Origin of the sequence: Actinoplanes sp. CA-142083 (assembly GCF_050942195.1) — a bacterium.
Taxonomy (GTDB): domain Bacteria; phylum Actinomycetota; class Actinomycetes; order Mycobacteriales; family Micromonosporaceae; genus Actinoplanes.
In genome coordinates this window covers 4,609,461-4,632,805 of sequence record NZ_CP192076.1, presented here as the reverse complement: position 1 = coordinate 4,632,805, position 23,345 = coordinate 4,609,461, and the positions used below count along the sequence as shown (strand labels likewise).

Here is a 23,345-nt window from a genome sequence, read left to right as displayed (position 1 = left end):
CGCGTCCGGCCGTAGGGTTTCGGCATGGCCGTGGTCGTCGTGGGAGCCGGGATAGCCGGGCTGGCGTGTGCTCGTGAGCTGGTGGACGGCGGGGTGCCGGCCCGCGTGCTGGAACGGGACGCCCGGGTGGGCGGCCGGTTGGCGAGCGAGCGGATAGGCGGCCGCTGGGTGGACACCGGCGCGGCCTATCTCACGGCGGACGACCCGTCGTTCCTCGGCCGGCTGCAGACCTGGCGGATCGACGGGCTGGCCCGGCCGTGGACGGACACGCTGCGGGGCCAGGCGGGTCCGCCGGCGACGCGCTGGGCGGCGCCGGGCGGGCTGAACAGTCTCGCCGCCGATCTCGCGCGCGGCCTGGAGGTCACGCTCGGTGTGGACGTGACGTCCCTGCCGGCCGCCGACGCGGTGGTGCTGGCGATGCCGGGACCGCAGGCCCGGGCGATCGCAGACCTGCCTCTGACCCGGGAACAGTCCTGGTCTCCGGTGGTGACGGCGATTTTGACGTACGGGGAAAGGTCGTGGAGCGATTTTGCCGGGACCTTTGTGAACGACCATCCGATCCTGGCCACCGTGTGTGACGACGGTGATCGGCGGGGGGATCGGGCGCCGGTCCTGGTGGCGCACTCGACCTCGTCCTTCGCCGTCGGCCGCAGCGATCCCGGACCGCTGATGGCCAAGGCGGTCAGCGAGATCCTCGACGTCGGTGACCCGGTGTCAGTGGAGACCCGTTACTGGCCGTATGCGTCGCCTCGCCCCGGTCACGGAGGGTTCGCGCGGGACGGCGATGTCTACCTGTGCGGGGACGCCTTCGGACGCCCCCGTGTGCAGACCGCGTGGCTGAGCGGCAGACTGGCCGCCCGGGCGATTCTTCAGAGGACCGTGCGGTAGACCGCGAGGGTGTCCTCGGCGATGCGTGACCAGCTGAAATGCTCGACCGCGCGACGCCGCCCGGCCAGCCCCATCTCCTTGGCGCGCGACGGGTCCTCGATGAGCTCGGTCATCGCGGCGGTGAGGTCGGCGACGAAGCGGTCGGGGTGCACGGGCGTGCCGGTGCCGTCGGTGACCTGCTCGATCGGCACCAGCAGGCCGGTCTCGCCGTCGGCGACCACCTCGGGGATGCCGCCGGTCGCGGTCGCCACCACGGCGGTCTCGCAGGCCATCGCCTCGAGGTTGACGATGCCCATCGGCTCGTAGATCGACGGGCAGACGAAGACGGTCGCGTGCGTGAGGATCTGGATGACCTCGGTCTTGGGCAGCATCTCCTGCACCCAGATCACGCCGTGCTCGTCGCGGGCCCCGCGCAGCTCGACGGCGAGCGCCTCGACCTCGTCGGCGATCTCCCGCGTGTCGGGGGCGCCCGCGAGCAGGATGATCTGGGTCTGCGGCGGCAGGTCGCGGCAGGCGCGCATGAGGTACGGAAGGCCCTTCTGCCGGGTGATGCGGCCGACGAAGACCACGCTGGGCCGGCTCAGGTCGATGCCGAGCCGCTCGATCACGCCGGTGCCGTGGTCGGGCTTGTACTGATCGGTGTCGATCCCGTTGTAGACCACCTGGATCTTGCCGGGGTCCACCGACGGGTACGCCGTGAGCACGTCGCGCTTCATGCCGCCGGACACCGCGATGATGGCGTCCGCGTTCTCGATCGCCACCCGCTCGCAGAAGCTGGACAGCGCGTAGCCCCCGCCGAGCTGCTCGGCCTTCCACGGGCGCAGCGGCTCGAGGCTGTGCGTGGTGACCACGTGCGGAACGCCGTGCAAAAGTTTCGCGATGTGCCCGGCGAAATTCGCGTACCAGGTGTGGCTGTGCACGATGTCGGTGCCGGCGCAGCCGTTCGCGATCTCCAGGTCCACGCCCATCGTGCGCAAGGCCGCGTTCGCGTCCTTGAGCTCCGCGGGCTCCGGGTAGGCGGTCACCCCCGGCTCGCTGCGGGGCAGGCCAAAACAATGCACACGTACGTCTGCCAGGCGCCGGAGGTCACGGGACAGGTACTCGAGGTGGACGCCGGCCCCGCCGTACACCTCCGGCGGGTACTCCCGCGAGATCAGGTCGACACGCAGCTCGCTCACGCTTGGGAGCCTAGTGCCTGGGGCTGTTCACGGCGCGCCGCCGCCCAAGATCGGGTAACCTGTCGTTCGCTTCTGCAAGGCCCGCATCCGTCTTCGGCTGGCGCTCACGCTGGCGGAAAGTTAGCGTCCTTCCATGGCTGTCAAGGTGCTTGCGATCGTTCTGGCCGGTGGCGAAGGTAAGCGCCTGATGCCCCTGACCGCCGACCGGGCGAAGCCCGGTGTGCCGTTCGGTGGCATCTACCGCATGATCGACTTCGTGCTGTCCAACCTGGCGAACGGCGGCTTCCTCAAGATCGTCGTCCTGACCCAGTACAAGTCGCACTCCCTCGACCGGCACATCACCAAGACCTGGCGCATGTCGACGCTGCTGGGCAACTACGTGACCCCGGTTCCCGCGCAACAGCGGCTCGGCCCGCGCTGGTTCGCCGGCTCGGCGGATGCCATCTACCAGAGCCTGAACCTCATCAACGACGAGAACCCCGACTACGTCATCGTCTTCGGGGCCGACCACATCTACCGCATGGACCCGAAGCAGATGGTCGACGACCACATCGCCTCGGGCGCGGCCGTGACGGTGGCCGGCATCCGCCAGCCCAAGTCCCTGGCCGACCAGTTCGGCGTCATCGACGTGGGCCCCGACGGCAAGAAGATCCGCGCGTTCCGCGAGAAGCCGAGGGACGCCGAGGGCCTGCCCGACTCCCCCGACGAGGTGTACGCCTCGATGGGCAACTACGTCTTCACCGCCCGGGCGCTGATGGAGGCGGTCACCAAAGACGCCCAGAACCCCGACAGCAAGCACGACATGGGCGGCAACATCATCCCCATGCTGGTGGAGCACGGCGAGGCCAACGTCTACGACTTCCGCGACAACGAGGTCCCCGGCGCCACGGACCGGGACCGCGGCTACTGGCGCGACGTGGGAACGCTCGACAGCTTCTACGAGGCCCACATGGACCTGATCGCCACGCTGCCCATCTTCAACCTGTACAACCACGACTGGCCCATCTTCACGAACTACGGCTCCTGGCCCCCGGCGAAGTTCGTCCACGACTACTTCGACCGCCAGGGCCGGGCCATCGAGTCGATGATCTCCCCCGGCGTCGTGGTGTCGGGCTCGCTGGTGGAACGCTCGGTGATCTCCCCGAACGTACGGGTCAATTCGTGGGCCCACGTGGAGGGCTCGGTCCTGATGGAGGGCGTCTCGGTGGGCCGCCGGGCGATCGTCAAGAACGCCATCATCGACAAGAACGTGAGCATTCCCGAGGGCGCCCAGATCGGCGTCGACCTCGACCGCGACCGCAAGCTCTACACAGTGTCCGACAACGGCATCGTCGTCATCGGCAAGGGCCAGCGGGTCGAGCTCTGAGCAACCCGGTGGCGCCGTCCCACGACGGCGCCGCCGGTTGTTCTCCGCTATAGGGTGGTAACGGCCATCACTCTGGCGGCGGAGGAATCCATGGCGGTGCCGGTCGAGAAGGCCCTGGGCGCAGCGGTCGGGCCAATTGTCCGTCGACTGTGGCAAGACATGGTGAAGGTGCCTTCCGGCGCCGGCCTTGCCGGTGAACCGATGCGCCTCGACCCGCGCGTGCCGTTCAGCCAGCCTCGCAAGGAGCTCGGCGATGCGGAGATCAGCCGTCTCGCCGCGAAGCTGGCCAAGCGCCTGGGCGAGCTGAGGCGAGTCGAGTTCCCCTCGGCAACCGACGGGGATATGACGGCGGCCGCGGACGCTGCCGGCAAGGCCCTCGCCCGGGCGGCGCCGATCGACATCGCCCTGATGTTCGAGCTCGACCTCGACCCGGTTCGCCTCGTGGACCGGGTCGCCGCGGTCCCCTTCACGGCGGCGCGGCGAGACCGGATGGGCGAGGTGGAGGGCCGGATCTACGAGGTCGTCCTCCACCAGGCGGCCGTCCACATAGTCGACTTCTTCACGTCGCGGCCCGAGTTCCTGCTCCGCGCCCAGGTCGAGCAGCTTCGACGGGCGGGACGGCAGGAGGACCTCCTCCACGCGATCGCCGCCGCGCAGGTCGCACCCACGGCCGACTACGTACGGTTCGAACGGGAATACCGCGAGGCCATGGCTCGCAGCATGAATCGGATCCGGACGTACGGCTTGCGCCCGGAGCGGTTCCGCGGAGAGCTGCGCAAAGAGCACGCCCTGGACACCGCGTACATCCCGTTGCGAATGTCGCCGGCCGACCGGACCACCGATCCCGACACGCCGGTAGCAGTGGGCGGCAGACCGGCCGGCGAAGTCCTGTCCGGCTGCCCACGACTCATCCTGACCGGGTCGGCCGGCTCCGGGAAGACGACCGCGCTGCAGTGGCTTGCGTTGACCGCGGCGGACGCGCTCGAGCATCCGGCCGGCCTGCAGCCCGGCCTTGTCCCGTTCTTCCTGCCCATGCGCGAGTTCAGCAAGGACGCGCGGTTCCCCCGGCCGGAGGAATTCCTCGACGCGGTTGCGCCGTTGCTGGCGGGTGACAAGCCACCGGGCTGGGTCCACGACTGCTTACGCACCGGTCGTGCCGTGGTTCTTGTCGACGGCATCGACGAGGTGCCGCGGGCCCGGCGAGGCGAGGCACTCGAGTGGGTGCGGCAACTGGTCGAGCAATGGGATCGTGCCCGGTACGTCATCACGTCCCGGCCGGCCGCGCTCGAGGAGGCGTGGCAGGAACTGGACGGTTTCGCCTCCTACGAGATCCAGCCGTTGTCGCCGGCCGAGGCCGCCACGCTGATTCGTCGCTGGCAGGAAACTGTTGGGCTTGACGACTGGGAGGCAGAAAGCCTCGACGATTTCGTCGGACAGCTGCCGTACGTGTCAAGACTCGCCATGCTGCTTCGCAATCCCGCCATGTGCGTGCTTGCCGCGCGAGTCGCCACGGAGAGACATCGCCTCTTTGCCGGCGTTCTCGGCCTCTGCGAGGAAAGTATCCAGTTGCTCGTCGAAACCCGTGATGTCGAACGCGGTCTGGGTTCAATCGAGCGCGTGTTCGTCAATTATCGCCAACGTGTCCATATCCTGGGCCATCTGGCTTGGTGGATGACCCGAAACAACCTGTACAGCGTTCGGCTGGACGAACTGACGAATAAGGTGCGCGATATCGCCGCCATGTTCGACGCAGGGCCCATCGATGTGGGCCTGTCCTCTGAGCAGGTCCAGGCCGAGCGCGTCCAGGGCATCGTTCAATATCTGTTGGTTCGATCGGGCCTGATCACCCTGACCGCTCCGGACGAGGTTTCCTTCACCAACGACGTCCTTCGCCACTACCTCAGCGCAAGGAGCGCTCTGGACAGCAATGACGAACCCCTTCTCATGAAGTACGCCGAGGAGGGGGCGTGGAACGAGGTTGTCGTTTTCGCGATCGCCCTTCAACTCGAGCGCGGCGAGGGCTCGTCGCTGGCGGAGGCGCTGATCGAGCGAGCCGGATCCCACCCACGGGTGGCCCGGGACCTGTACCAGCTGGTGTGCGCCGGTATCGCCGAGGCAGCGACACAGCAGGATGCGCACCGGATCCTGCGGCTCATGCTGCCGGTGCAAGGGGTTGAGCAGGCCGGCGACCTGGCAGTCTGCGGGCCTGCCTTGCTGCCGCTGCTCGCTGAGCAGGACGCATCCGACGAGAACGCGGCTGCGGGCATCGTCCGGACCGCCACTCTGATCGGCGGCGACGCGGCACTCGACGTCATCGAGCGATTCCGCGACGACAGCCGACCGGCCGTCGTCACCGAGCTCGTTCGCGGCTGGAACCGCTTCGATCCCGAGCCGTACGCACGGCAGATCCTGGCCGGGGCGTCGGTCGGGAACCTCACCGTCTCCATCGACGACAACGCCTACCTCGGGCCGCTTTCCCATCTCCGGCGGCTGCGGCAACTCCGCTGCACAGGATCGTTCGACGACGTGGCGGCGTTGAGCACCGTTCTCGGCCGGCTCGGCGAGCTGACGTTCGAGCGTTGCCCCGGGCTGCACGACCTCAGTGCGCTGCGCGCGGCAGGTCTGCACCGGCTGGCGGTACGCGACTGCCCAGTCGACCTGTCCACCATCGATCCCTCGGCCGCGGCGGAATTGAGCCTCTCCTACTCGGTCTCCACTCCCGAGCTCGACACCCTCGATCCGGCGGTCGCCCTGACGGATCTGGTGGTGCGACCCACGGCGGCCAGGCTCGACCTGACGGCACTCAAGCCCCATCAGCGGCTGCGCCGCCTGTCGGCCCCCGGGTGGCCGTCGAGCGCCGAGTTCGCCGTCCTGGCCGGGTTGCCGGATCTGCGCGAGCTCCACCTGACCGCGGCGGTCATCGACGACTTCGGGCAGCTCGAAGGGCTGGCCGCGCTTGAGGAGCTGCACATCTCGTTCTATACGGCGCCGGCCGACGCCACCCCTTTGGAGCGGCTGCCCGCGCTGTCGCGACTCCGCCTGGAGCACCTCGGCTTCGGTCCCCTGCCGTTCCGGTCGCCCAGCATCTCCGGCGACGTGGAAATCAGTCAGCCCGGCCCTGCTCGTCCGGATTAACGACGCTCGCGGAGGGTCTGGGACGGTGACATGCCGAAGCGGGCCCGATAAGCGCCCGCGAAGCGCCCCAAGTGCGTGAAGCCCCACCGGTACGCCACCTCGGACACGTTGACCTGCCACGGGTCCGATTTCGACAGCTCCGCGTGCACGCCGTCCAGCCGCAGACGCCGCAGGTAGGCCAGCGGCGATATGCCCACGTGCTGGCGGAACGACTCCTGCAACACGCGCACCCCGACGCCCGCGACCGCGGCCAGGTCGGTCGCCGTGAACTGGCGCCATGGCTCGGCGTGCATCGCGTCCAGGGTGCGCTTCACCGTGCGGGGGCGTCGCGGCCCCAGCATGCCGGCCGGCTCGTCGCCGTACGGGTGCTCGACCGTCAGGGCCAGGCCGCTGACCACCATGTCGCGCCAGCGGGCCGCCATCCGCGGTGAGGTGGCCAGGCCGTCCTCGCTGCACAGCTCGGCGTGCAGCAGGCGTACCAGCGCCGACCACGTACGGCCGGGGCCGTCGACCAGGTTGAAGCTCTCGCCCAGCAGCAGCGGCGACACGATCTGCTGGTCGAGGGCCGCGTCCAGCTCGCGCTCGAGCGCGGCCCGCTCGACCTTCACGCTCAGCAGGCGGGTGTCGCCGGGCCACTCCAGGTCGATGTCGCCGACCGGGCGGTAGACCGCGGCCCTGGTCGGGTCGGCCAGCACGATCGCGCCGCGATGCCGGGATCGCAGCGAACCGGTCAGCGGGGCCAGGACGTGGTAGGACGTTTCCAGGTCGGCGATGTTCACCCGCACGTCAGCGCCGTACGTGATCTCACCGACCGTGATCGGCCCGAGCATGACCACGTCGCCGGCGAAGGCGAAGCCGCCGCCGTTGCCGACCGGATTGACCTGCAGCGGACCGTAGAAGAGCTTGCGGCAGAACGCCCTGGCCTCGTCCACGTCGCTCGTCCGCAGAGCGACGTGGACCGGGGAGTCCCCCGGGTGGACAGCCATGCCGTCCACCCTAGACCCGAACCGTCACCCACCGCTCATCGGAAACTACCCATACGTTCGGCGTTACGCCACGGTGAACGCCCGAACGGTCAGGCGACGCCCACCGCGGCGGCCGGCCAGTCGAATTCGGCCACGCCGCCGTCGGGGACTTCCACCTCCGCGAGCGGCGTCACCGGGTCCTGCCAGACGGTGTACCGACCGGCGGGCAGGCTGTCGATGACGACGGCGAAGGAGACGCCGCTGCGGACGTAACGGGCCCGGACAGCGGCATGCGTACGCCGTGCCGGATCCGTGACCGGGCTGACCTCGATCTCGTGACCGTGCAGCCGGCCGGGGGTGTGGATGACCATCGCCCCGATGCCGGCGCCGATGTTGAGGACGACGGTGCCCTGCCCGGAGGGCGCCATGGTGTGGTGATCGTGGCTCATGGGTTGTTGAATCCATCGAACGGAGTACCGAGGAACGGGAACTTCTTGAGCAGGCCCGAGCTGACGTTCTTGATCGACAGCCCTTGCTCGACCAGGCCGGCCGCCGCGTCGGGCTTGAAGGTCTCGTCGACCAGGGCGAACGTGACGCCCGCGATGGCCCGGATCGAGATCGAGACGACGTCGTCCTCGATGCGCCGGCCGTTGGGGAAGCCGGCGAGATCGCCCGCGAGCACGCCGAACGCCTTCGGCTCCTTCGCCGGCGGCACCGCGGTGTTGAGCCGCAGCATGTCCGACTTGGTGTCGCCGGTGGCGTTCTGGAAGTTGTCGATCAGCCCGTCCGGGATGCCGGTGAGCAGGATCGCTACCAGGTCGGCGCGGGCGGTGCCGGCCTTGTTCAGCTTGTCCAGGTTGTCGAACAGGCCTGGGTACAGAACCGGCAGCAGCCCGGCCAGCTCCGGCTTCTCGACGAACTGGGCGAACCGCTTGTCCTCCGAGGGCGGCAGCGCGTTCCACGTGTCCTTCTGCGCCATCGGCACGATGACCTCGTTGAACAGCGGGTTGCCGAGTCGCGAGACCTGCACCTGCGGGCCGACCTCGACGTCGGTGTTCTTCTTGTCGCCCTGGCGCACCTGCACCTGCCGGCGCGACGCCGACGTCCAGACGCCGATCACGGCGCCCGGGTCGCGGCCGCGGACCTTCTTCTTGCCGTCGCGGCGCACCATGTGCAGCGGCACCTGGATGGCGATCGAGTGCACGTTCAGCTTGTCGGTCGCGTTGACGGCCTTGCCGGCGTAGTTGAACAGCGCCTGCCCGACGAGGTGCTTGTCCTGGAACGGCCGCAGCGTGCCCAGGTCGAAGATCGAGCCGAGGTCGACGAAGAACGCGTCGGCGCGCTGCCCGGCGAAGACCTTCTCGCCGGTCTTGAGCTTCTTCACCGCGTCGGTGGCGAGCTTGTCGTAGTCGGGGATGGAGAGCTTGCCGACGTTGCACGGCGGGCACGGCAGTTTCTGCGCGAGCACCGTGCTCTTGCCGTGCGAATCCACCTTGGTGACCGAGTAGAACTGCCGGCGATTCCAGTTCTCGTCGTCCAGCGACTTGATCTGGCCGGTGTTGTACAGGAACGTCTTGTCGTTGCGCAATTCAGTGCGGAACCGGAACTGGTACGTGAGATCGGGCCGCGCGTCGCCGTTCGAGTCGATGTGAATCTCGTACAGGACGTCATCGCCGAACTCGAAGAAGTTCGGTCCGCTCGCCGGAAGCTGCAGCGGGACATAGTTCGCGATGATTGTCACGGTGTCCGGATCGTCGGGGCTGACGAACGCGTACAGGTCGGACGAGTCCGCCACCGGGTCCTTGCTGATCTCCGGGGCTTCGCGGTGTGAAGACATCAGCGCTTCACCGCTTTCAGCAGGCGGGCGGCGAGTTTCTTGTCGGTGAGCGTCGTTTTCGACCCACCCGAGAAAATGTCGAACGTGCCCTTCGAGGCGTCCCGCAGCGAGATGACCAGCGGCTGGCCGTCGTCCTTCGCGGAGGTCTCGCCGGCGAGGCTCAGCCCGGTGACACCGGCGACGGAAACTCCGACCCCCGCGGTAGCGGCAATCGCGAGAACCCTGCGGCGTGACAGGCGGTTGACCGCCCGGCTGCCGTAACGAACACGACTCATGCTCGGCCTTTCGTCATTTCTTTCGGAAGGACTGGGATGGGCTAACTCTGTCGACGCCCATCAGTACGAGGGCCGAACCGTTGTGGTTCAACGGTTTTCGCGACGTTTCCGAAGAAGGCCGTTAATCAGCGCGTACGCCAGAACGCCGCCGCCCAGCAGGAGCGCGCCGGCAACGATGCCGTGACCGAGCGTGACCTGGCTTTGCTCACCGACCGGAGTGATGGCCTGCGTCTGCTGCGGCGCTTCGCTGGTTTCCTCGGCAGCGGCGGGGGCCGGCGCCGCTTCTTCCGTGGCGGATGGCGAGGGAGAGGCCGAAGGCTTCTTGGTCGCGACCGATTTCTTGGTGGCGACCGGCGCCGCGGAGGCGGGTGTGGAAGCTTTCTTGAAGACGACGTCCGAGCACGAGTAGTAGGTGTCGGGCGTGCTGGATGTCTGCCACACGATGTAGAGGATGTGCCGCCCGGTCCGGTCCGACGGCAGCTTGACGCTCATCTGGTACGCGCCGTCCCGCAGCGGAGGGTCCTTGATCTCCGCAAGCTTCGACCCGAGATCCGCCCAGGCCAGCTTCTTCGACGGGTCGAACCCCTGCTTGGTCAGATAGATCCGGAAACTTCCCGCGTGCGGCAGCGTCGCCCGGTACTTGATCGCGAGGGACTTTCCGCCGGTAACCGTGGTCGAAGGAAAGTCGTCGCGCGCCAGATCCAGACCCTTGAAGGCGTCCAGCCCGCCGCTGCACAACTTTCCGTCCGGCACGAACTTCTTGTCGTTGCCGTTGACGTTCGGCACGCGCAGGTTGTCGAACGTCCCGAACGGGCCTCCGTTGGCGGCGCGGGCCGCCTTGCAGGCCGCCGTGCCGGTGGCGGTCCCGCCACCGGCGGCGCAGGCGGCGGTCCGGCTGATCGGCGTGGTCGGTGCCCCGTGCGCGAATGCCGGCGCGCCCGCTAGCAGCGGCAACACCCCCGCGACAGCGGCAGCGGCGGCCAATCGGCGGATCATGACGGTCTCCCCAGGTATCTCGAGCAGTGTTGCCGGGAAGAGATACGGAGAAGCGTGGTCAGCCGTTCACCTTTGCGGCCGGTGTGATTGCATGGCGGGGTTACCACCCGAACCGGAGGACAATCATGGACAAGCCCGAGATCGGCCCGATCCAGGGCGACCCGCCCGCCGACCTGGTGATCGAGGACATCACCGTCGGTGACGGCCCCGAGGCGAGTGCCGGGCAGCACGTGACCGTGCACTATGTCGGCGTCTCGCACTCGAGCGGGGCGCAGTTCGACGCTTCCTGGGACCGGGGCGAGCCATTCGCGTTCCCGCTCGGCGGCGGGCAGGTCATCGCCGGCTGGGATCAGGGCGTGCAGGGAATGAAGGTCGGCGGCCGCCGCAAGCTCACGATTCCGCCGCACCTGGGTTACGGCGCGCGCGGCGCCGGCGGCGTCATCAAGCCGAACGAGACCCTGATCTTCGTGGTCGACCTGCTCGGCGTTCAGTAGTCGTGGCGTTCCGGGAGGCGGGCCACTCACGGCTCGCCTCCCGTTCCATTTTTCCAGGCCTACCGGAACAGCGTGAGGTCGATGGATTCGGCCATGGCTCGCTGGCCCGCGATGTTCGGGTGCAGATGGTCCGCCTGGTAGGCCGGCAGCACCTGGCTCGGCAGTTCCGGATCGCGAATGGCCGCGTCGAAATCGGCGACGCCGTCGAAAACGTGGCTCGTCCGCACCCAGGCGTTCACTTCCTGCCGGACGGCCTCCTGCCCGGGTGAGAAGCAGCCCACGTCGCACCCGAACGGCGTAATCGTTGCCCCGATGACCCGGATGCCGGCCCGGTGCGCGCGCGTCGCGATCGTCTGCAATCCCGCGATCAGGTCCGGCGCCTTCGCGTTGTATCCGATGTCGTTGATGCCGTCCGCGAGGATCAGATAGCGCGCGCCGGTCTGCTCGCGCACATCGGCCTTTTCGCGTTCGATTCCGGAGATGCTGGTGCCCGCGCCGCAACAGTCGGTCCGGTCGGTGAGCACCTGGTTGCCGCCGATGCCCTGGTTGAGCACCCCGTAGCGCCCGCCGAGCCGCGCGGCCAGCACGTCGGTCCAGCGATCGTTGCCGTTCCAGGTCGTGTAGGCGCCGTCGGTGATCGAGTCCCCGAGCGCGACGATGCTTCCCCTGACCCCGTGCCCGGGCCGGACGTCCACGCCGTCCAGCCAGAACCACGAGTTGACCGTCTCCGTGAAGGCCGCCCCGCCCTTTCCGGCCTGGTTTCCGTCCGCGACGAACTGCGTTCCCTGCGCCGCGTCGTGTCCGGTGATCGCCGCCGCGTTCCCGCCACTCGTCACGTACACGTCAATCGCCAGATCTTGACCTGAGGCGACGCTCAGCGGAACCGGATCGCTGACGACCGTGCTTCCCTTCTTGACCGTCACCGCGCCGCGCCCGCGGAAAGTTACCCGCCGTTCGCTCCCCGGCGCGAGCTCGGCCGCCCCCGAGGCCACCGCGCGCGCCACCCCCACCGCCCCGAACGTCACGTCGGCCTCGCCAAACGTGTTCGAGAGCCGCAGCCGCAGCGATGACCCGCCGATCGTCGGGTGAACCAGCATTCGCAGCGTCTGCGCCGCGAAGACCGGCCCCGCCTCCCGCTGTGGACTCGTGGACCAGGCCCCGGTCCACCCCGGCGCCGCCGACGCGGCGCCCGGTATCGCGAGGGCCACGAGCAGCGCGACCGCTAAATACATGAGTCTCGATGTCTTGAGCATGGCATCGATCGTCGTCGAACCGCTTCGATACGGCAAGCAATCGTCCACTCACCGGATGCGCACGCCCGCCGGAAAAGGCAGACTGCCGGGGATGGACGTCGATCTCGCCGGACTCGCCCGGCCCGGCCTCTGCCTGGGCGGCCGATACCGCCTGGTCGAGGCGATCGGGGCAGGCGGGATGGCCGTGGTCTGGCGCTCGTGGGACACCGTGCTGACCCGTACGGTCGCGGTGAAGCTCTTGGCCACCCACCAGCGCGACCCACGCCTGGCGCAGATCCGTCGCGAAGCGCGGATCGCCGCCCAGCTCTCCCACCCGAACATCGCCCAGGTCTACGACTACGGCGAGTCGGTCGTGTCCGGCGAGCTCGTGCCCTGCGTGGTGCTGGAGCTGATCACCGGCGGCACCCTGCTCGACCGCCTTCGCGACGGCGACCTCCCGGCCGCGCGGTCGCTGCGCATCTGCGCCGAGGTCGCCTCCGCCCTGGCCGCCGCCCACGCCGCCGGCCTGGTTCACCGCGACATCAAGCCCGCCAACATCATGCTCGCCCCCACCGGCGCCAAGGTCGTCGACTTCGGCATAGCCGCCACCCGCGGCCCCGGCGCCGACGGCAACGCCATCTTCGGCACTCCCACCTACACGGCCCCCGAACGCCTGACCGGCGACGAGGTCCTCCCCGCATCCGATGTGTACGCCCTGGGGATGCTGCTCTACCGCCTGCTCTCCGGCCAAGCGCCCTGGGCCGGCTCCCCGCCCCAGCGAGTCCTCGCCAACCACTTGCACGCCGAGCCGCCGCCGCTCGTGCCGCTCGCTCCGGTGCCCGACGAGGTGCTCGAACTGTGCGCCCGCTGCCTGCGCAAGGACCCGAACGAGCGGCCGACGGCCCACGAGGCCGCCCAGCTGCTGTCCGCCGCCGCAGACGCTGGTGCCGCAGACGTCGACGCCGCGGGCGTTGGGGCCGCTGGGGGTGCCCTCCCGTCAGGTCCCGGCGCGGCCGAGCCGTCCACGGACATTCAGGAGCCGGCGCGGAAGGCATCCCGCGTCGTTCTCTACCTCATCGCCGCCGGCATCGTGCTGGCGATCGCGACAACGGCCGGTTGGCTCGTCACCCGCGGCGCCCCCGCCGAGCCGGCCCCGCCCCCTGCGGCCGTCGCCAGGCCGCCAACCGCCGGCGCGACCAGCCCGCCAGCCGCCCGCGGGTCGAGCCCTCCGCCCGCCGCCACGGCACCCCCGGCGCTCGGCCCCACGCTCGCGACGACCCCGCGCCCGGCCGGCACCCAAGGCACGATCGCCGGCCTGCCCGCACCAACCACCACCCCGCCGGCCGCCCCGACCACGACGTCCGTTCCCGCATCGACGACCCCGCCACTACCAGAGCCCGTGGAACGCACGCTCACCTCGCGAGGCGGCACCGTCACCGCCGACTGCCCCTCCCCGGCCACCGCGCGGATCCTGTCCTGGACCCCGGCCCGCTCCTACCGCATGGAGGAGGTCGACACGACGCCCGGTCCGTCGCCGGCGGCCACCTTCCGCCACGGCGCCGACGTCGTCACCATGACCGTGACCTGCGAGGCCGGCGTGCCCCGCTCCGAAATCACCTGACCGGTCGCCACAGGCTCTGGTCCTGGACGGTCCGGACCCGCCGGTCGACGCGCTGCTCTCATCCGCCGTTCCCCGCGACGGCCGTGACCCGCTCAGATCCGCGTTCTCGCCTGCTCGATGTGGTGGACGATGGCGTGCGCACCATGCGCGCTCGCCAGGGCGTGCGCCTCGTCGAGTATCGCCAGCGCGTCCGGGCGGCGATCCTGGGCGGCGGCGATGTAGGCCAGCCCGATCATGTTGGACGCCACGCCCGGCATCGCTCCGGCCTCGCGGCGCAGCCGGGACGATTCCTCCAGCAGGTCGCGGGCCTCGTCGAGCCGGCCGGCCGCGTGGGCCGCGATGCCCAGGTGCCGCAGCGCCTCGGAGCGGGTTGCCTGGTCGCCGGCCTGAGCGGCCTTTTCCAGGTACGGAAGCGCCGTTTCATTGTCACGCCGGATGAACTGGTGCAGGCAACCGATCCAGAACAGCGCCTCGGCCTCGCCGCGCGTGTCGCCGAGTGCGCGGTAGAGCTCGAGGGCCCGCTCGAACGACGGCAGCTCGGCGGGATCCTCCACGGGCGACGAACCGGGCGACGAACCGGGCGACGAACCGGGCGCGCTTTGGAACCGTGCGTGGGCGATCAGCCCGCGCGCCAGCGCCACATCCGCCTCGACCGCGTCCAGGCCCCGCCAGGCGTCGTCCAGCCCGCCGGGATCGCCGCCGAACACCGCCCGTTCATAGGCCTGCCGAGCGCGTTCGATCCGCCCGTCGCTGCTCATCGCCGCCCCCAAAAGCCCGCCGCCAAACCCCGACGGCCAAAAGGGCCGCCGCCAAAAGCACGCAGTCTAGTCAGGCGATCCGCGGGGCCGGAACGGATTCCGGCCCCGCTGCCGACGTCGACGCTCAGGCGACCGCGACGTCGAAGACGTGCATGATGCCCTTGTCGGTGGATGGGGGCAGGAGCACGGCGTCGACCTTCTTGGTGCTGTCCAGGGCGACCGGGTCGGTGGCGAACACGCGGAACGTGCCGGTGCCGGCGGTGCCGTTGGCGTTGTTGCGCCCGGAAAGGGTGATCACGGCGGTGTTGCCGGCCGGCGCCGTGGCGGCCCAGTCGGCCAAGGAGACCGGCACCGGCTGGGTGGTGCCGTCGGTGTAGACGACCGTGGCCGTGCCGGCGGCCGGGCCGTTGGTGGACAAGCCCAGGAACGAGACGCTGGAAGCGGCGGCATCGGGCAGGTCGACCCGCTGGCCGTGCGGGATCCAGTTGTCGGGAGTGCCCGGAGCCGCGGACGGCCACGTAAAGATGATGCCGGTGGAGCCGAGCGGCAGCGAAGCGCCGGGCGCCAGCGCGGTGCGGGAGAGGGACCAGTCGCTCAGGTCCATCGAGCCCAGGTTGCCCTGGCCGTCCGGCGTGGTGCCGATGTTGTTGCGGGCGTCGGCGCCATCCGTGTACGAGGGCGGGACGTCCCGGGCGCCCGTCCCCCACGTGCCGGGCGTGGCCGACATCGTGAAGTCCAAGCGGCCGCCGGTGCGGACGAAGCGGGCGTCCAGCCAGTTCGCGGTCTGGCGAGAGCCGTTGACCCGCAGGCCGGCCACGTACTTGTTGCCGGAGGCGACGCCGGGGGCGGTGATGCGAATCGTACGGTGGCTGCCGACCGGGTCGATGGTGATGCCGCGGAACATCGGCGCGCTGATCACCAGGTCGCCGGTGCCGTAGATGGCGGGGTAGACGCCCAGGTTGGCGAAGACGTACCAGGCGCTCAGCGAACCCTGGTCGTCGTTGCCGGGCAGGCCCGACGGGGACACGTCGTACATTTCCGAGACGGCCCGGTAGAGGACGTCGACGGAGGATGACGGCGACTGCAGCCAGTTGTAGACCCACGGGGTGTTGAAGGCGGGCTGGTTGGAGAGGTAGTTGCCGGTCTGGGTGTAGGCGCCGGCGTCGAGCTGGGCCATCAGCGCGTCCAGCTGGGCCTTCGCCGCGGCCATGCCACCGCGGGCGGCGATGAGCGTGGACATGTTCTGCGGCACGAGCCAGCCGTACTGGTAGCCGGTCGACTGGTTGAACTGGCCCCGGCCCGAGCCGTCCTCACGCACCCGCAGGTCGAAGGAGCGGTCGAAGCCGGTGCGCTCGCGGGGCCGGATGTGCTGGGTGACCGGGTCGAAGACGTTCATCCAGTTCTGCGCGCGAGCCATGAAGAATTGCTGTGATTCGACGTCCCCCAAACGAGACGCTAGTTGGGCGATCGCGAAGTCGTCGATGGAATATTCCAGGACGCGGGAGGTGGCGAAGTCGCCCTTCCGGTTCTCGATCAGGCCGGTCGCGAAGTACTGGTAGCCGTCCGAACGGGAGGTCGAGGTGGCGGGCAGCTTCTGGGTGGCGACCATCGAGGCCAGCGCGGCCTTCCGGTCATAGGAAACCGCGCCCATGTCGTCGAGGGTCGCGAGGATGACCTGGTAGTTGTCGCCCTGCATGCGGGCATTGCCGGGCGCCCACGAGCCACGCTGCGCCACCATGTCGACGATCGACTGCTGCATGTCGTTGGCGACGGACGGGAAGGTCAGCGCGATGAGCTGGGCCTGGCTGCGGTACATGTCCCAGCCGGATCCGGCGAAGTTCAGGTTCTCGTAGAAGTGCCGGCCCCGCGACACGACGTGCACCTGGTTGTCGTAGCCGAGGTACTGCCCGTTCACGTCGTCGCGCACGTTCGGGTGCAGCAGCGCGTGGTAGAGAGCGGTGTAGAAGGCGGTCCGCTGGGCGTCGGTCCCGCCGGCGATGTCGATCGTGCCGAGGGCCTGCTCCCAGAGGCAGCGCGCCTGCGCCCGCACCTTCTCGAACGACGAGCGTCCCACTTCACGCGAGCGGTTCGCCGCGGCGTTGTCCACGCTCACGTAGCTGAAGCCGGTCTGGGCGGTGACCCGGGCGCCGGAGGCGAAGGTGATCCAGGCCCCGGTGTCGTGCCGGTAGTCCACGCTGGTGTCCGTCCCGCTCTTGAGAGCGTGCGCCGACCCCGCGGTCATGACCCCGTCGTTCCACGTCCCGTAAGAAACAATAGGCTGATCATATTTCGTAGAAAAATAGGCCTTGTAGAAATTTCCGACATCGCACACGTCGGTGCCATACATCCAGCCCGACACTGTACGCGCGACGGGGTCAATGGTGACCGAGCTCCCCAATGTCCGGTTGTTTGGTCCGGACACGTCCAGGATCAGCGAAGCGGCGCCCGGGAAAGCAAACCGCGAAACCGCCGTACGAGTGGAGGCAGTCAGCTCAGCCGTGACGCCATTGTCGAGCCCTACCTTGTAATACCCCGGCGACGACTGCTCGTTGGCGTGACTGAAGCCGAGGTAATACCCCTTCACATCCACCGAAGGATTCACCGGCAGCACACCGTCGGGCAGCGCGCCCGCGTACGGGATGGTCGGGAATTCATATCCCCCGTAGCGGCCCGTGCATCCGGTGCCCGAGTACCGCGTCATCCCGAACCCGCGGATCAGCGAGGCGGTGTACTCGTATCCGCCCTTCTCCCCCACGAGCGCGTTGCCGGCCTTGTAGGTGGTGGGCGAGGGCTGCACCATGCCGAACGGCACCGCCGCGCCGGGGAACGTGTTGCCGTACGCGTCATTGCTCTTGTTCTGCGTGGTGTCCATCTCGGTGCCGATGAACTGATCGACCGCGTCGAACGGCGAGAGGGTCGGATGGGCGGCCGCCGGCGTTGCCAGAGCCGCGGATGCCAGGAGGGGCGCGAGGAACCAGGCGAGGGCCCGCATGCACACGATCCTTCGTGAGGGGACAGAAGCGCACACCAGCATTCTGTCCCCAGAGGACTCACGGGTGACGAAAGATCAACATCTGCCCAAAAAGTCGTCCGGCGTGGGCGATGGGACAGGCGCGGGCGGGAAGGGCTCTCCGATCGGCGTCACCGAGCCCCCTTGAGCGCGAGGCAGCCGGTCTCCTCCGGCAGCAGCGGCCGGAACGTCACGCCCCACTTGGCGCCGCCGCTGGTCCACGGCGTGATCTGGGTGGCCGACTCCGCCGCCTTCCACACGGTGTCCTTCTCGGCGCCCGTGACCGCGACGCAGCCGATGCCGAGGTTCTGGTTAAGCGTGTCGCCGGGCAGCGCCGGACCGGGCCACGCCTTCTCGGGGCCGGCCAGATTGGCCTCCTGCGGCGCCACGTACTTGCGGGCCAGGGCGGCGAGCGTCTCGGGCTGGTACTGCACCGGCTTCGCCACGCCTTCGGCCGAGGACAAAGACTGCAATTCCGTCACGTACGACGAGAGCTTGGTCCTCGCGTCACGCTGGGCGGCGGTGAGCCGCGGATCGTTGGCCTGGGCCTCACCGAGGGCCATCACGTTGACCGACTGATCGCCGACGACCACCCGGGTGTAGGGGGCGTCGGCGATGTTGGGGCTGCCGAAGTCGGCGCCGTTGCGCACTCCGGCGGCGGCGCCCTTGCGTACGAGATCCTGCACGACCTCGGGCGTGAGCATCTGCTCCTGGATGTTGGGCAGCGCCTTGCCCGGATAGATCATGGTGGTCGGGCCCTGCGTGATGAGCCGGCCGTCGGCGTAGACGCTGACGGCGGGGATCCGGCCGATGTTCTGCTCGGCGGGCACGAACCCGCCGAACGACTCGACGCGCAGGACGAGGTCGTCGGCGCCCGATGGGGAGGCGCCGGCGCTCGCGGCCGAGTCCGACGCGCCCGCGGCCTGGTTGCCGGCGGCCGAGTTACCAGCTGTCTGGGCGCAAGCGGTGATCAGGAAGAGGGGAACGGCTGCGGCGGCGATGAGGGTGCCGCGGAGACGAGTCATGACCTCTAGGACGAACCGGACCCATGATCGGTTCCGGCCCGCCGGGAAATTTCGGCGGAAAGGTGGCCGACCCCGGGCATCGGGACCGGCCACCACTTTCCGGGGGCGGGGTGGAAAGCTACTTGACCGAGCCCAGCGACAGGCCTTGCACGAGCTTGTCCTGGGCGGCGAAACCGGCCACCAGCACCGGCAGTGAGACCACGAAGGCGGCGGCGCACAGCTGGGCGAGGAACAGGCCCTGGCTGGTGACGAAGCCGGTCAGGAAGACGGGCGCGGTCTCGGCCACCGTGGCGGTCAGGACCCGGGCGAACAGCAGCTCGTTCCAGCTGAAGATGAAGCAGATCAGCGCGGTGGCGGCGATGCCCGGCATCACGACCGGCGCGATCACCGACCGCAGCGTCCTGGAGAGATTGGCGCCGTCGACCGAGGCGGCCTCCAGCATCTCGACCGGCACCTCGGAGAGGAACGAGCGCATCATCCACACCGCGATCGGCAGGTTCATCGAGGTGTAGAAGACGATCAGCAGCCAGATGTTGTCGAGCAGCCCGGTCTGCTGGGCGAACAGGTAGAGCGGCAGGAGGCCGGCCACGATCGGCAACATCTTGGTGCTGAGGAAGAAGAACAGCACGTCGGTCCACTTACGCACGGGTTTGATGCTCAGCGCGTACGCCGCGGGGAAGCACAGCAGGAGCACGAGGATCGTCGACACGATGCTGGCGGTCAGGCTGTTGAGCAGCGGCGGCCACGGCGAGGCGCCGCCGGAGAAGAACTCCCGGTACCCATCGAGGGTGAGCGGCGCGAAGACGGCGGGCGGGTTGGTCGCCGCGTCCTCCTCGGAGTAGAAGGAGGTGAGCACCATCCACAGCACCGGCAGCACGAAGAGGATCCCGATCACCCAGGCGAGCAGGGACAGCCACGGGCCACCCCGGTCCTTGGGCTTCTTGTTGAGCGCCCCAGCGGTCCCAGCGGTCCCAGCGGTCGCGGCGGTCATCGGTTCGCCTCCTGCTTGAAGAGAGAAGAGACCGTTCGGAGCGCGAACGTCGCGATGATGATCGTGCCGAGGACGACGATGACCGCCGCCGCGGAGGCCCGGCCGTAGTCGTGGGCCTGGTAGAAGATCTGATAAATCGTGTACGGCAGGTTCGCCGTACCCAATCCGCCTGAAGTAATGGTGAAAACCGCGTCGAAGTTCTGCACGATGTAGATCGAGCCCAGCAGCGCACCCAGTTCCAGGTACTGCCGCAGGTGCGGGAGCGTCATGCTGCGGAAGATCTGCCAGCCGTTGGCGCCGTCGATGCGCGCCGCCTCGATCACGTCGAGCGGGCGCCCCTGCAGGCCGGCGAGCAGGATCAGCATCATGAACGGCGTCCATTGCCAGACCAGCGCGAAGATGACCGCCCACAGCGGCATGTTGCTGATCCAGTCGGGCTGCGGCGGGTTGTCCGAGCCGAACAGCTTCCACACCCAGGTGATCGCGCCGTTGAACAGGCCGTACTCGGGGTTGTAGAGCGCGTGCTTCCAGAGCAGCGCCGCCGCGACCGGCACCACCAGGAACGGCGCGATCATCATGGTGCGGACCGCGCCGCGCCCGCGGAACTTGCGGTCCAGCAAAAGCGCGATTCCCAAACCCAGAAGCAGGCTGATGAGTACGACGCCGGCGGTGAGCCAGATCGTCGTGAGCACCGCATCGCGCATGTTGACGTCGGTGAAGACCCGCTTGAAATTGTCGACGCCCGCGAACCCGATCTCCGCGGGGTAGTAGGCGTTCCAGTCCATGAACGAGATGACCAGCGTGGCGACGAACGGCAGCTGGGTCACGATGATCATGAAAATCAGCGCGGGCATCAGCGGCGCGCGGCGCGCCCAGGCGATGCTCCGGGCCGTGCGGGCCGGTCGCTGCGGGGTCTCGACCTGTGGGCTGGTCTCCTCGGCGACGGATGTCATCTGGCGCTCACCCCTCCTGCCGGGACTGGTACCGCTCGGCCACGTCCTCGGCCAGCCGCTGGCCGCGGTCCAGGGCCTCGTCGACCGACATCTGGCCGGCGATCGCCGAGCTCACGTACTGCGAGACCTGGGTGCCGAGGTCGGTGAACTCGGGGATGTCGACGAACTGGATGCCGATCGCGGGCCGCGGCTGGACGCCCGGGTTGCGCGGGTCGGCGCTGGAGATGGCCTTCTCGGTCGGCTCGGCGAAGGCGGCCGCTACCCCGAGATACTGCTGATTCTTGTACGTGGAGGCGCGCTTGCCGGCCGGGACGCTGGACCAGCCGACCTGCTGGCCGACCAGCTCCTCGTACTGGCGGCTGGACGCCCAGGAGATGAACTTCCAGGCGTTGTCCTTCTTGTCGCTGGCCTGCTGGATGCTCCACGACCAGGCGTAGAGCCAGCCGGAGCTCTTGGTCTTGTCGACCGGCGCCGCGACGTAGCCGATCTTGCCCTTGACCGGCGAGGAGTCCGCCTCGAGCGAACCGGCGGCGCTGGTGGCGTCGTACCACATCGCGACGTTGCCCTGGACCAGGTTGTTCAGGCACTCGGTGAAGCCGGCCTGCGGCGCGCCGTTCTCGCCGTGCTTCTGGACCAGGTCCACATAGAACTTGGTGGCGGCGGTGAACTCGGGCGCGTCCACCTTGGGCGTCCAGTCCTTCTCGAACCAGGTGCCGCCGAACGTGTTCACGACCGTGGTGAGCGGCGCGAAGATCTGGCCCCAGCCGGGCTGGCCGCGCAGGCAGATGCCGCGCATGCCGGGCTGCTTGTTGTCGACCTGCGCGGCGAGATCGGCGACCTGCTGCCAGGTCGGGTTCTCCGGCATCGTCAGGCCGGCCTGGGCGAAGACGTCCTTGCGGTACATCAGGAACGAGGACTCGCCGTAGAACGGCTCGCCGTAGACCTTGCCGTCGTCGGCGGTCAGCGACTGGGTCATCGGCGGCAGGATGTCGGCCTGGTCGAACTGGCTGTCGGCCGCGATGTAGTCGTCGAGCGGCGCGATCCACTTCGACTTCGCGTAGATCGGGATCTCGAAGTTGCTCAGGCTCGCCACGTCGTACTGGCCGGCCTGGCTCGAGAACTCCTGGCTGATCTTGTCGCGGACGTCGTTCTCGGGCAGCACGGTGAAGTTCACGTGGATGCCGGTGACCTTGGTGAAGTTGTCCTCGGTGAGCCGCTGCAGGTCGATCATCTGCGGGTTGTTGACCATCAGGACGTTGATCGTGTCCGGGCCGCCGCCGCCCGGTCCGCCGCCCCATCCCGCGCATCCGGAAACCGTCAGAACGACGGCGGTGACGGCCACACCGAGCCTGGAACGCATGCGGGCCTCCCCATCGAGGCGTGTGACGCCGGTTACACAAGGGACCCCAGTACATGCCTGAGATCACACGATGTCAACCGTTCGTCACTTTCCGCTGGCCCTTCCTACGATGCCACCCTGGCGCTTCGGCCGAGCACCTCCACCACGTCGCCGCGGTGCAACTGACGGCCACGGCGCGTGTCGATCTCACCATTCACTGTCACATCGCCCGAGGCGATCAGGACCTTGCCCTCTCCCCCGGTCTCGATGAGATCCGCCAGCTTGAGGAACTGTCCGAGTCTGATCATGTCGCCGTCGATCGCCACGTCACGCATCAGATCATCATCCTCGGCCACCTCGAAAAAGTTCTCGCGGGGCGTTGAACCATTCACGCGCCGGATACGAACTACCGGTCGTGAGGCACTTCCACCTTGCCCGCCGAGCGGGCGTACCCGCCCTGGCCGCGGTCTTCGGCGCGCTCGTCGCCGGCCCGGCCCTCGCCGATGCCACGGTCTCCCCCACGACGGCCGTCCAGGGCAGCGGCGAGAACCTGACCTTCCACGTGACCAACACCGGCGCCGCGCCGATCCGGACGGTCACCCTGAACATCCCGGCCGACACGCCGGTGGCGGAGGTCTATCCGCTGTCGGTGGACGACTGGGCGCCCAAGATCCAGATGAGGACGCTCGCGACCCCACTCGCGACCATCCACGGCGGCACCCCGGCGACCGAGTCGGCCGGCGCGATCACCTGGCTCGCGGTGCAGGGCCGCGACCTCGCTCCCGGCAAGTCCGCCGACCTGTCGGTGGCGATCGGGCCGCTGCCCTCGCTGAGCACCATGCAGTTCACCATCACCAGCACGTACGCGAACGGCTCGGCCGGACCCACGATGCCGCCCGTCTCGCTGGCGCTCGCCCCCGGCACCGGCCTCCCGGCCACCGGCCACGACCACGGCGGCACCGCGACCGACCCCAATGCGGCCGCGGACGGCACGTCGTCCGACGACGCCCTGTTCTCCAAGGCCGTCGCCGACGCCACCCGCGGCCCGTCGATCTGGTCGATCGGCGGCTGGGTGGTCGCCGCCCTCGCGCTGCTGGCCGCCGGGTTCTACTTCGTGCGCGGCCGGCACCGGGCGAACGAGGACGACGAGCCCGACGAGGAGCCGGAGACTACGGCCACCGCGTCCGAGGACAAGCAGGACGAGAAGGAGCCGGTGACGGCCGGCAAGTGGAGTTTGCGGTAAGGCTCCCGCGCTGGTGGACGCGGGATTGTGTCGTGATGA

At 69.0% G+C, this 23,345-nt stretch carries 20 protein-coding genes; 6 read left to right on the top strand and 14 right to left on the bottom strand.

The genetic code is table 11. The features are described 5' to 3' along the window. Positions 1-24 precede the first annotated feature (24 nt). Positions 25-888, top strand: coding sequence for an NAD(P)/FAD-dependent oxidoreductase (locus ACQPZX_RS21190; RefSeq protein WP_433383383.1), 864 nt, complete (start codon positions 25-27; stop codon positions 886-888). Here ACQPZX_RS21190 and glgA read toward each other — a convergent pair. Further along, positions 870-2,066 (bottom strand): glycogen synthase, encoded by a 1,197-nt coding sequence (gene glgA / locus ACQPZX_RS21185; RefSeq protein WP_433383381.1) that lies wholly within the window; start codon positions 2,064-2,066, stop codon positions 870-872. The two genes, ACQPZX_RS21190 and glgA, sit on opposite strands and share 19 nt — an antisense overlap. Before the next feature lie 133 nt (positions 2,067-2,199). On the opposite strand from glgA, the gene glgC reads away from it, so the two are divergent. Continuing rightward, the gene (gene glgC / locus ACQPZX_RS21180) at positions 2,200-3,432 is read left to right on the top strand and encodes a glucose-1-phosphate adenylyltransferase (RefSeq protein ID WP_433383379.1); all 1,233 of its coding nucleotides are present in this window, start codon (positions 2,200-2,202) and stop codon (positions 3,430-3,432) included. Positions 3,433-3,522: 90 nt separating this feature from the next. Beyond that, a complete protein-coding gene (locus tag ACQPZX_RS21175) occupies positions 3,523-6,567 on the top strand; it encodes an NACHT domain-containing protein (RefSeq protein WP_433383378.1) in 3,045 nt (1,014 codons plus the stop codon). On the opposite strand, the gene ACQPZX_RS21170 is transcribed toward ACQPZX_RS21175, so the two are convergent. From ACQPZX_RS21170 to ACQPZX_RS21150, 5 genes are all read right to left on the bottom strand, one after another. Continuing rightward, entirely contained in the window at positions 6,564-7,553 is a 990-nt protein-coding gene (locus ACQPZX_RS21170; protein ID WP_433383376.1) for an AraC family transcriptional regulator, read from the bottom strand. The genes ACQPZX_RS21175 and ACQPZX_RS21170 overlap by 4 nt on opposite strands. Positions 7,554-7,642: 89 nt before the next feature. Continuing rightward, positions 7,643-7,981 carry a phospholipase gene (locus ACQPZX_RS21165; RefSeq protein WP_433383374.1) on the bottom strand — a complete coding sequence of 113 codons (339 nt, stop codon included), beginning with the start codon at positions 7,979-7,981 and terminating at the stop codon, positions 7,643-7,645. Next, entirely contained in the window at positions 7,978-9,369 is a 1,392-nt protein-coding gene (locus ACQPZX_RS21160; protein ID WP_433383372.1) for a DUF4331 domain-containing protein, read from the bottom strand. The genes ACQPZX_RS21165 and ACQPZX_RS21160 overlap by 4 nt, the downstream gene beginning before the upstream one ends. Beyond that, complete coding sequence (locus tag ACQPZX_RS21155; protein WP_433383370.1) at positions 9,369-9,644, bottom strand: hypothetical protein; 276 nt, start codon at positions 9,642-9,644, stop codon at positions 9,369-9,371. The genes ACQPZX_RS21160 and ACQPZX_RS21155 overlap by 1 nt, the downstream gene beginning before the upstream one ends. Before the next feature lie 87 nt (positions 9,645-9,731). Next, on the bottom strand, positions 9,732-10,628 hold the full coding sequence (locus ACQPZX_RS21150) for a lytic polysaccharide monooxygenase (RefSeq protein ID WP_433383368.1): 897 nt from the start codon (positions 10,626-10,628) through the stop codon (positions 9,732-9,734). A 137-nt stretch (positions 10,629-10,765) separates the two neighbouring features. Here ACQPZX_RS21150 and ACQPZX_RS21145 point away from each other — a divergent pair, with 137 nt between their 5' ends. After that, positions 10,766-11,134: an FKBP-type peptidyl-prolyl cis-trans isomerase gene (locus tag ACQPZX_RS21145; RefSeq protein ID WP_433383366.1), complete on the top strand. Its 369-nt coding sequence runs from the start codon at positions 10,766-10,768 to the stop codon at positions 11,132-11,134. Between the two features lie 59 nt (positions 11,135-11,193). Here ACQPZX_RS21145 and ACQPZX_RS21140 read toward each other — a convergent pair whose 3' ends face one another. Continuing rightward, a complete protein-coding gene (locus ACQPZX_RS21140) occupies positions 11,194-12,387 on the bottom strand; it encodes an SGNH/GDSL hydrolase family protein (protein ID WP_433383364.1) in 1,194 nt (397 codons plus the stop codon). A gap of 91 nt (positions 12,388-12,478) precedes the next feature. On the opposite strand from ACQPZX_RS21140, the gene ACQPZX_RS21135 reads away from it, so the two are divergent. Beyond that, positions 12,479-13,987 (top strand): serine/threonine-protein kinase, encoded by a 1,509-nt coding sequence (locus tag ACQPZX_RS21135; RefSeq protein WP_433383362.1) that lies wholly within the window; start codon positions 12,479-12,481, stop codon positions 13,985-13,987. 92 nt (positions 13,988-14,079) lie between these two features. On the opposite strand, the gene ACQPZX_RS21130 is transcribed toward ACQPZX_RS21135, so the two are convergent. The 7 genes from ACQPZX_RS21130 to ACQPZX_RS21100 all read right to left on the bottom strand — a co-directional run bounded on the left by ACQPZX_RS21130 (position 14,080) and on the right by ACQPZX_RS21100 (position 22,455). After that, positions 14,080-14,745 carry a tetratricopeptide repeat protein gene (locus ACQPZX_RS21130; protein WP_433383360.1) on the bottom strand — a complete coding sequence of 222 codons (666 nt, stop codon included), beginning with the start codon at positions 14,743-14,745 and terminating at the stop codon, positions 14,080-14,082. A gap of 124 nt (positions 14,746-14,869) precedes the next feature. Then, on the bottom strand, positions 14,870-17,737 hold the full coding sequence (locus ACQPZX_RS21125; protein WP_433383358.1) for a GH92 family glycosyl hydrolase: 2,868 nt from the start codon (positions 17,735-17,737) through the stop codon (positions 14,870-14,872). A gap of 149 nt (positions 17,738-17,886) precedes the next feature. Beyond that, on the bottom strand, positions 17,887-18,780 hold the full coding sequence (locus ACQPZX_RS21120) for a hypothetical protein (RefSeq protein ID WP_433383356.1): 894 nt from the start codon (positions 18,778-18,780) through the stop codon (positions 17,887-17,889). A 118-nt stretch (positions 18,781-18,898) separates the two neighbouring features. After that, positions 18,899-19,771, bottom strand: coding sequence for a carbohydrate ABC transporter permease (locus tag ACQPZX_RS21115; RefSeq protein WP_433383355.1), 873 nt, complete (start codon positions 19,769-19,771; stop codon positions 18,899-18,901). Next, positions 19,768-20,724 (bottom strand): carbohydrate ABC transporter permease, encoded by a 957-nt coding sequence (locus ACQPZX_RS21110; RefSeq protein WP_433383353.1) that lies wholly within the window; start codon positions 20,722-20,724, stop codon positions 19,768-19,770. The genes ACQPZX_RS21115 and ACQPZX_RS21110 overlap by 4 nt, the downstream gene beginning before the upstream one ends. 7 nt (positions 20,725-20,731) lie before the next feature. Further along, positions 20,732-22,084 (bottom strand): ABC transporter substrate-binding protein, encoded by a 1,353-nt coding sequence (locus ACQPZX_RS21105; RefSeq protein ID WP_433383351.1) that lies wholly within the window; start codon positions 22,082-22,084, stop codon positions 20,732-20,734. 104 nt (positions 22,085-22,188) lie between these two features. After that, a complete protein-coding gene (locus ACQPZX_RS21100; protein ID WP_433383350.1) occupies positions 22,189-22,455 on the bottom strand; it encodes an RNA-binding S4 domain-containing protein in 267 nt (88 codons plus the stop codon). Positions 22,456-22,478: 23 nt separating this feature from the next. On the opposite strand from ACQPZX_RS21100, the gene ACQPZX_RS21095 reads away from it, so the two are divergent. Further along, positions 22,479-23,306, top strand: coding sequence for a DUF1775 domain-containing protein (locus ACQPZX_RS21095; RefSeq protein ID WP_433383348.1), 828 nt, complete (start codon positions 22,479-22,481; stop codon positions 23,304-23,306). Positions 23,307-23,345: the final 39 nt, after the last annotated feature.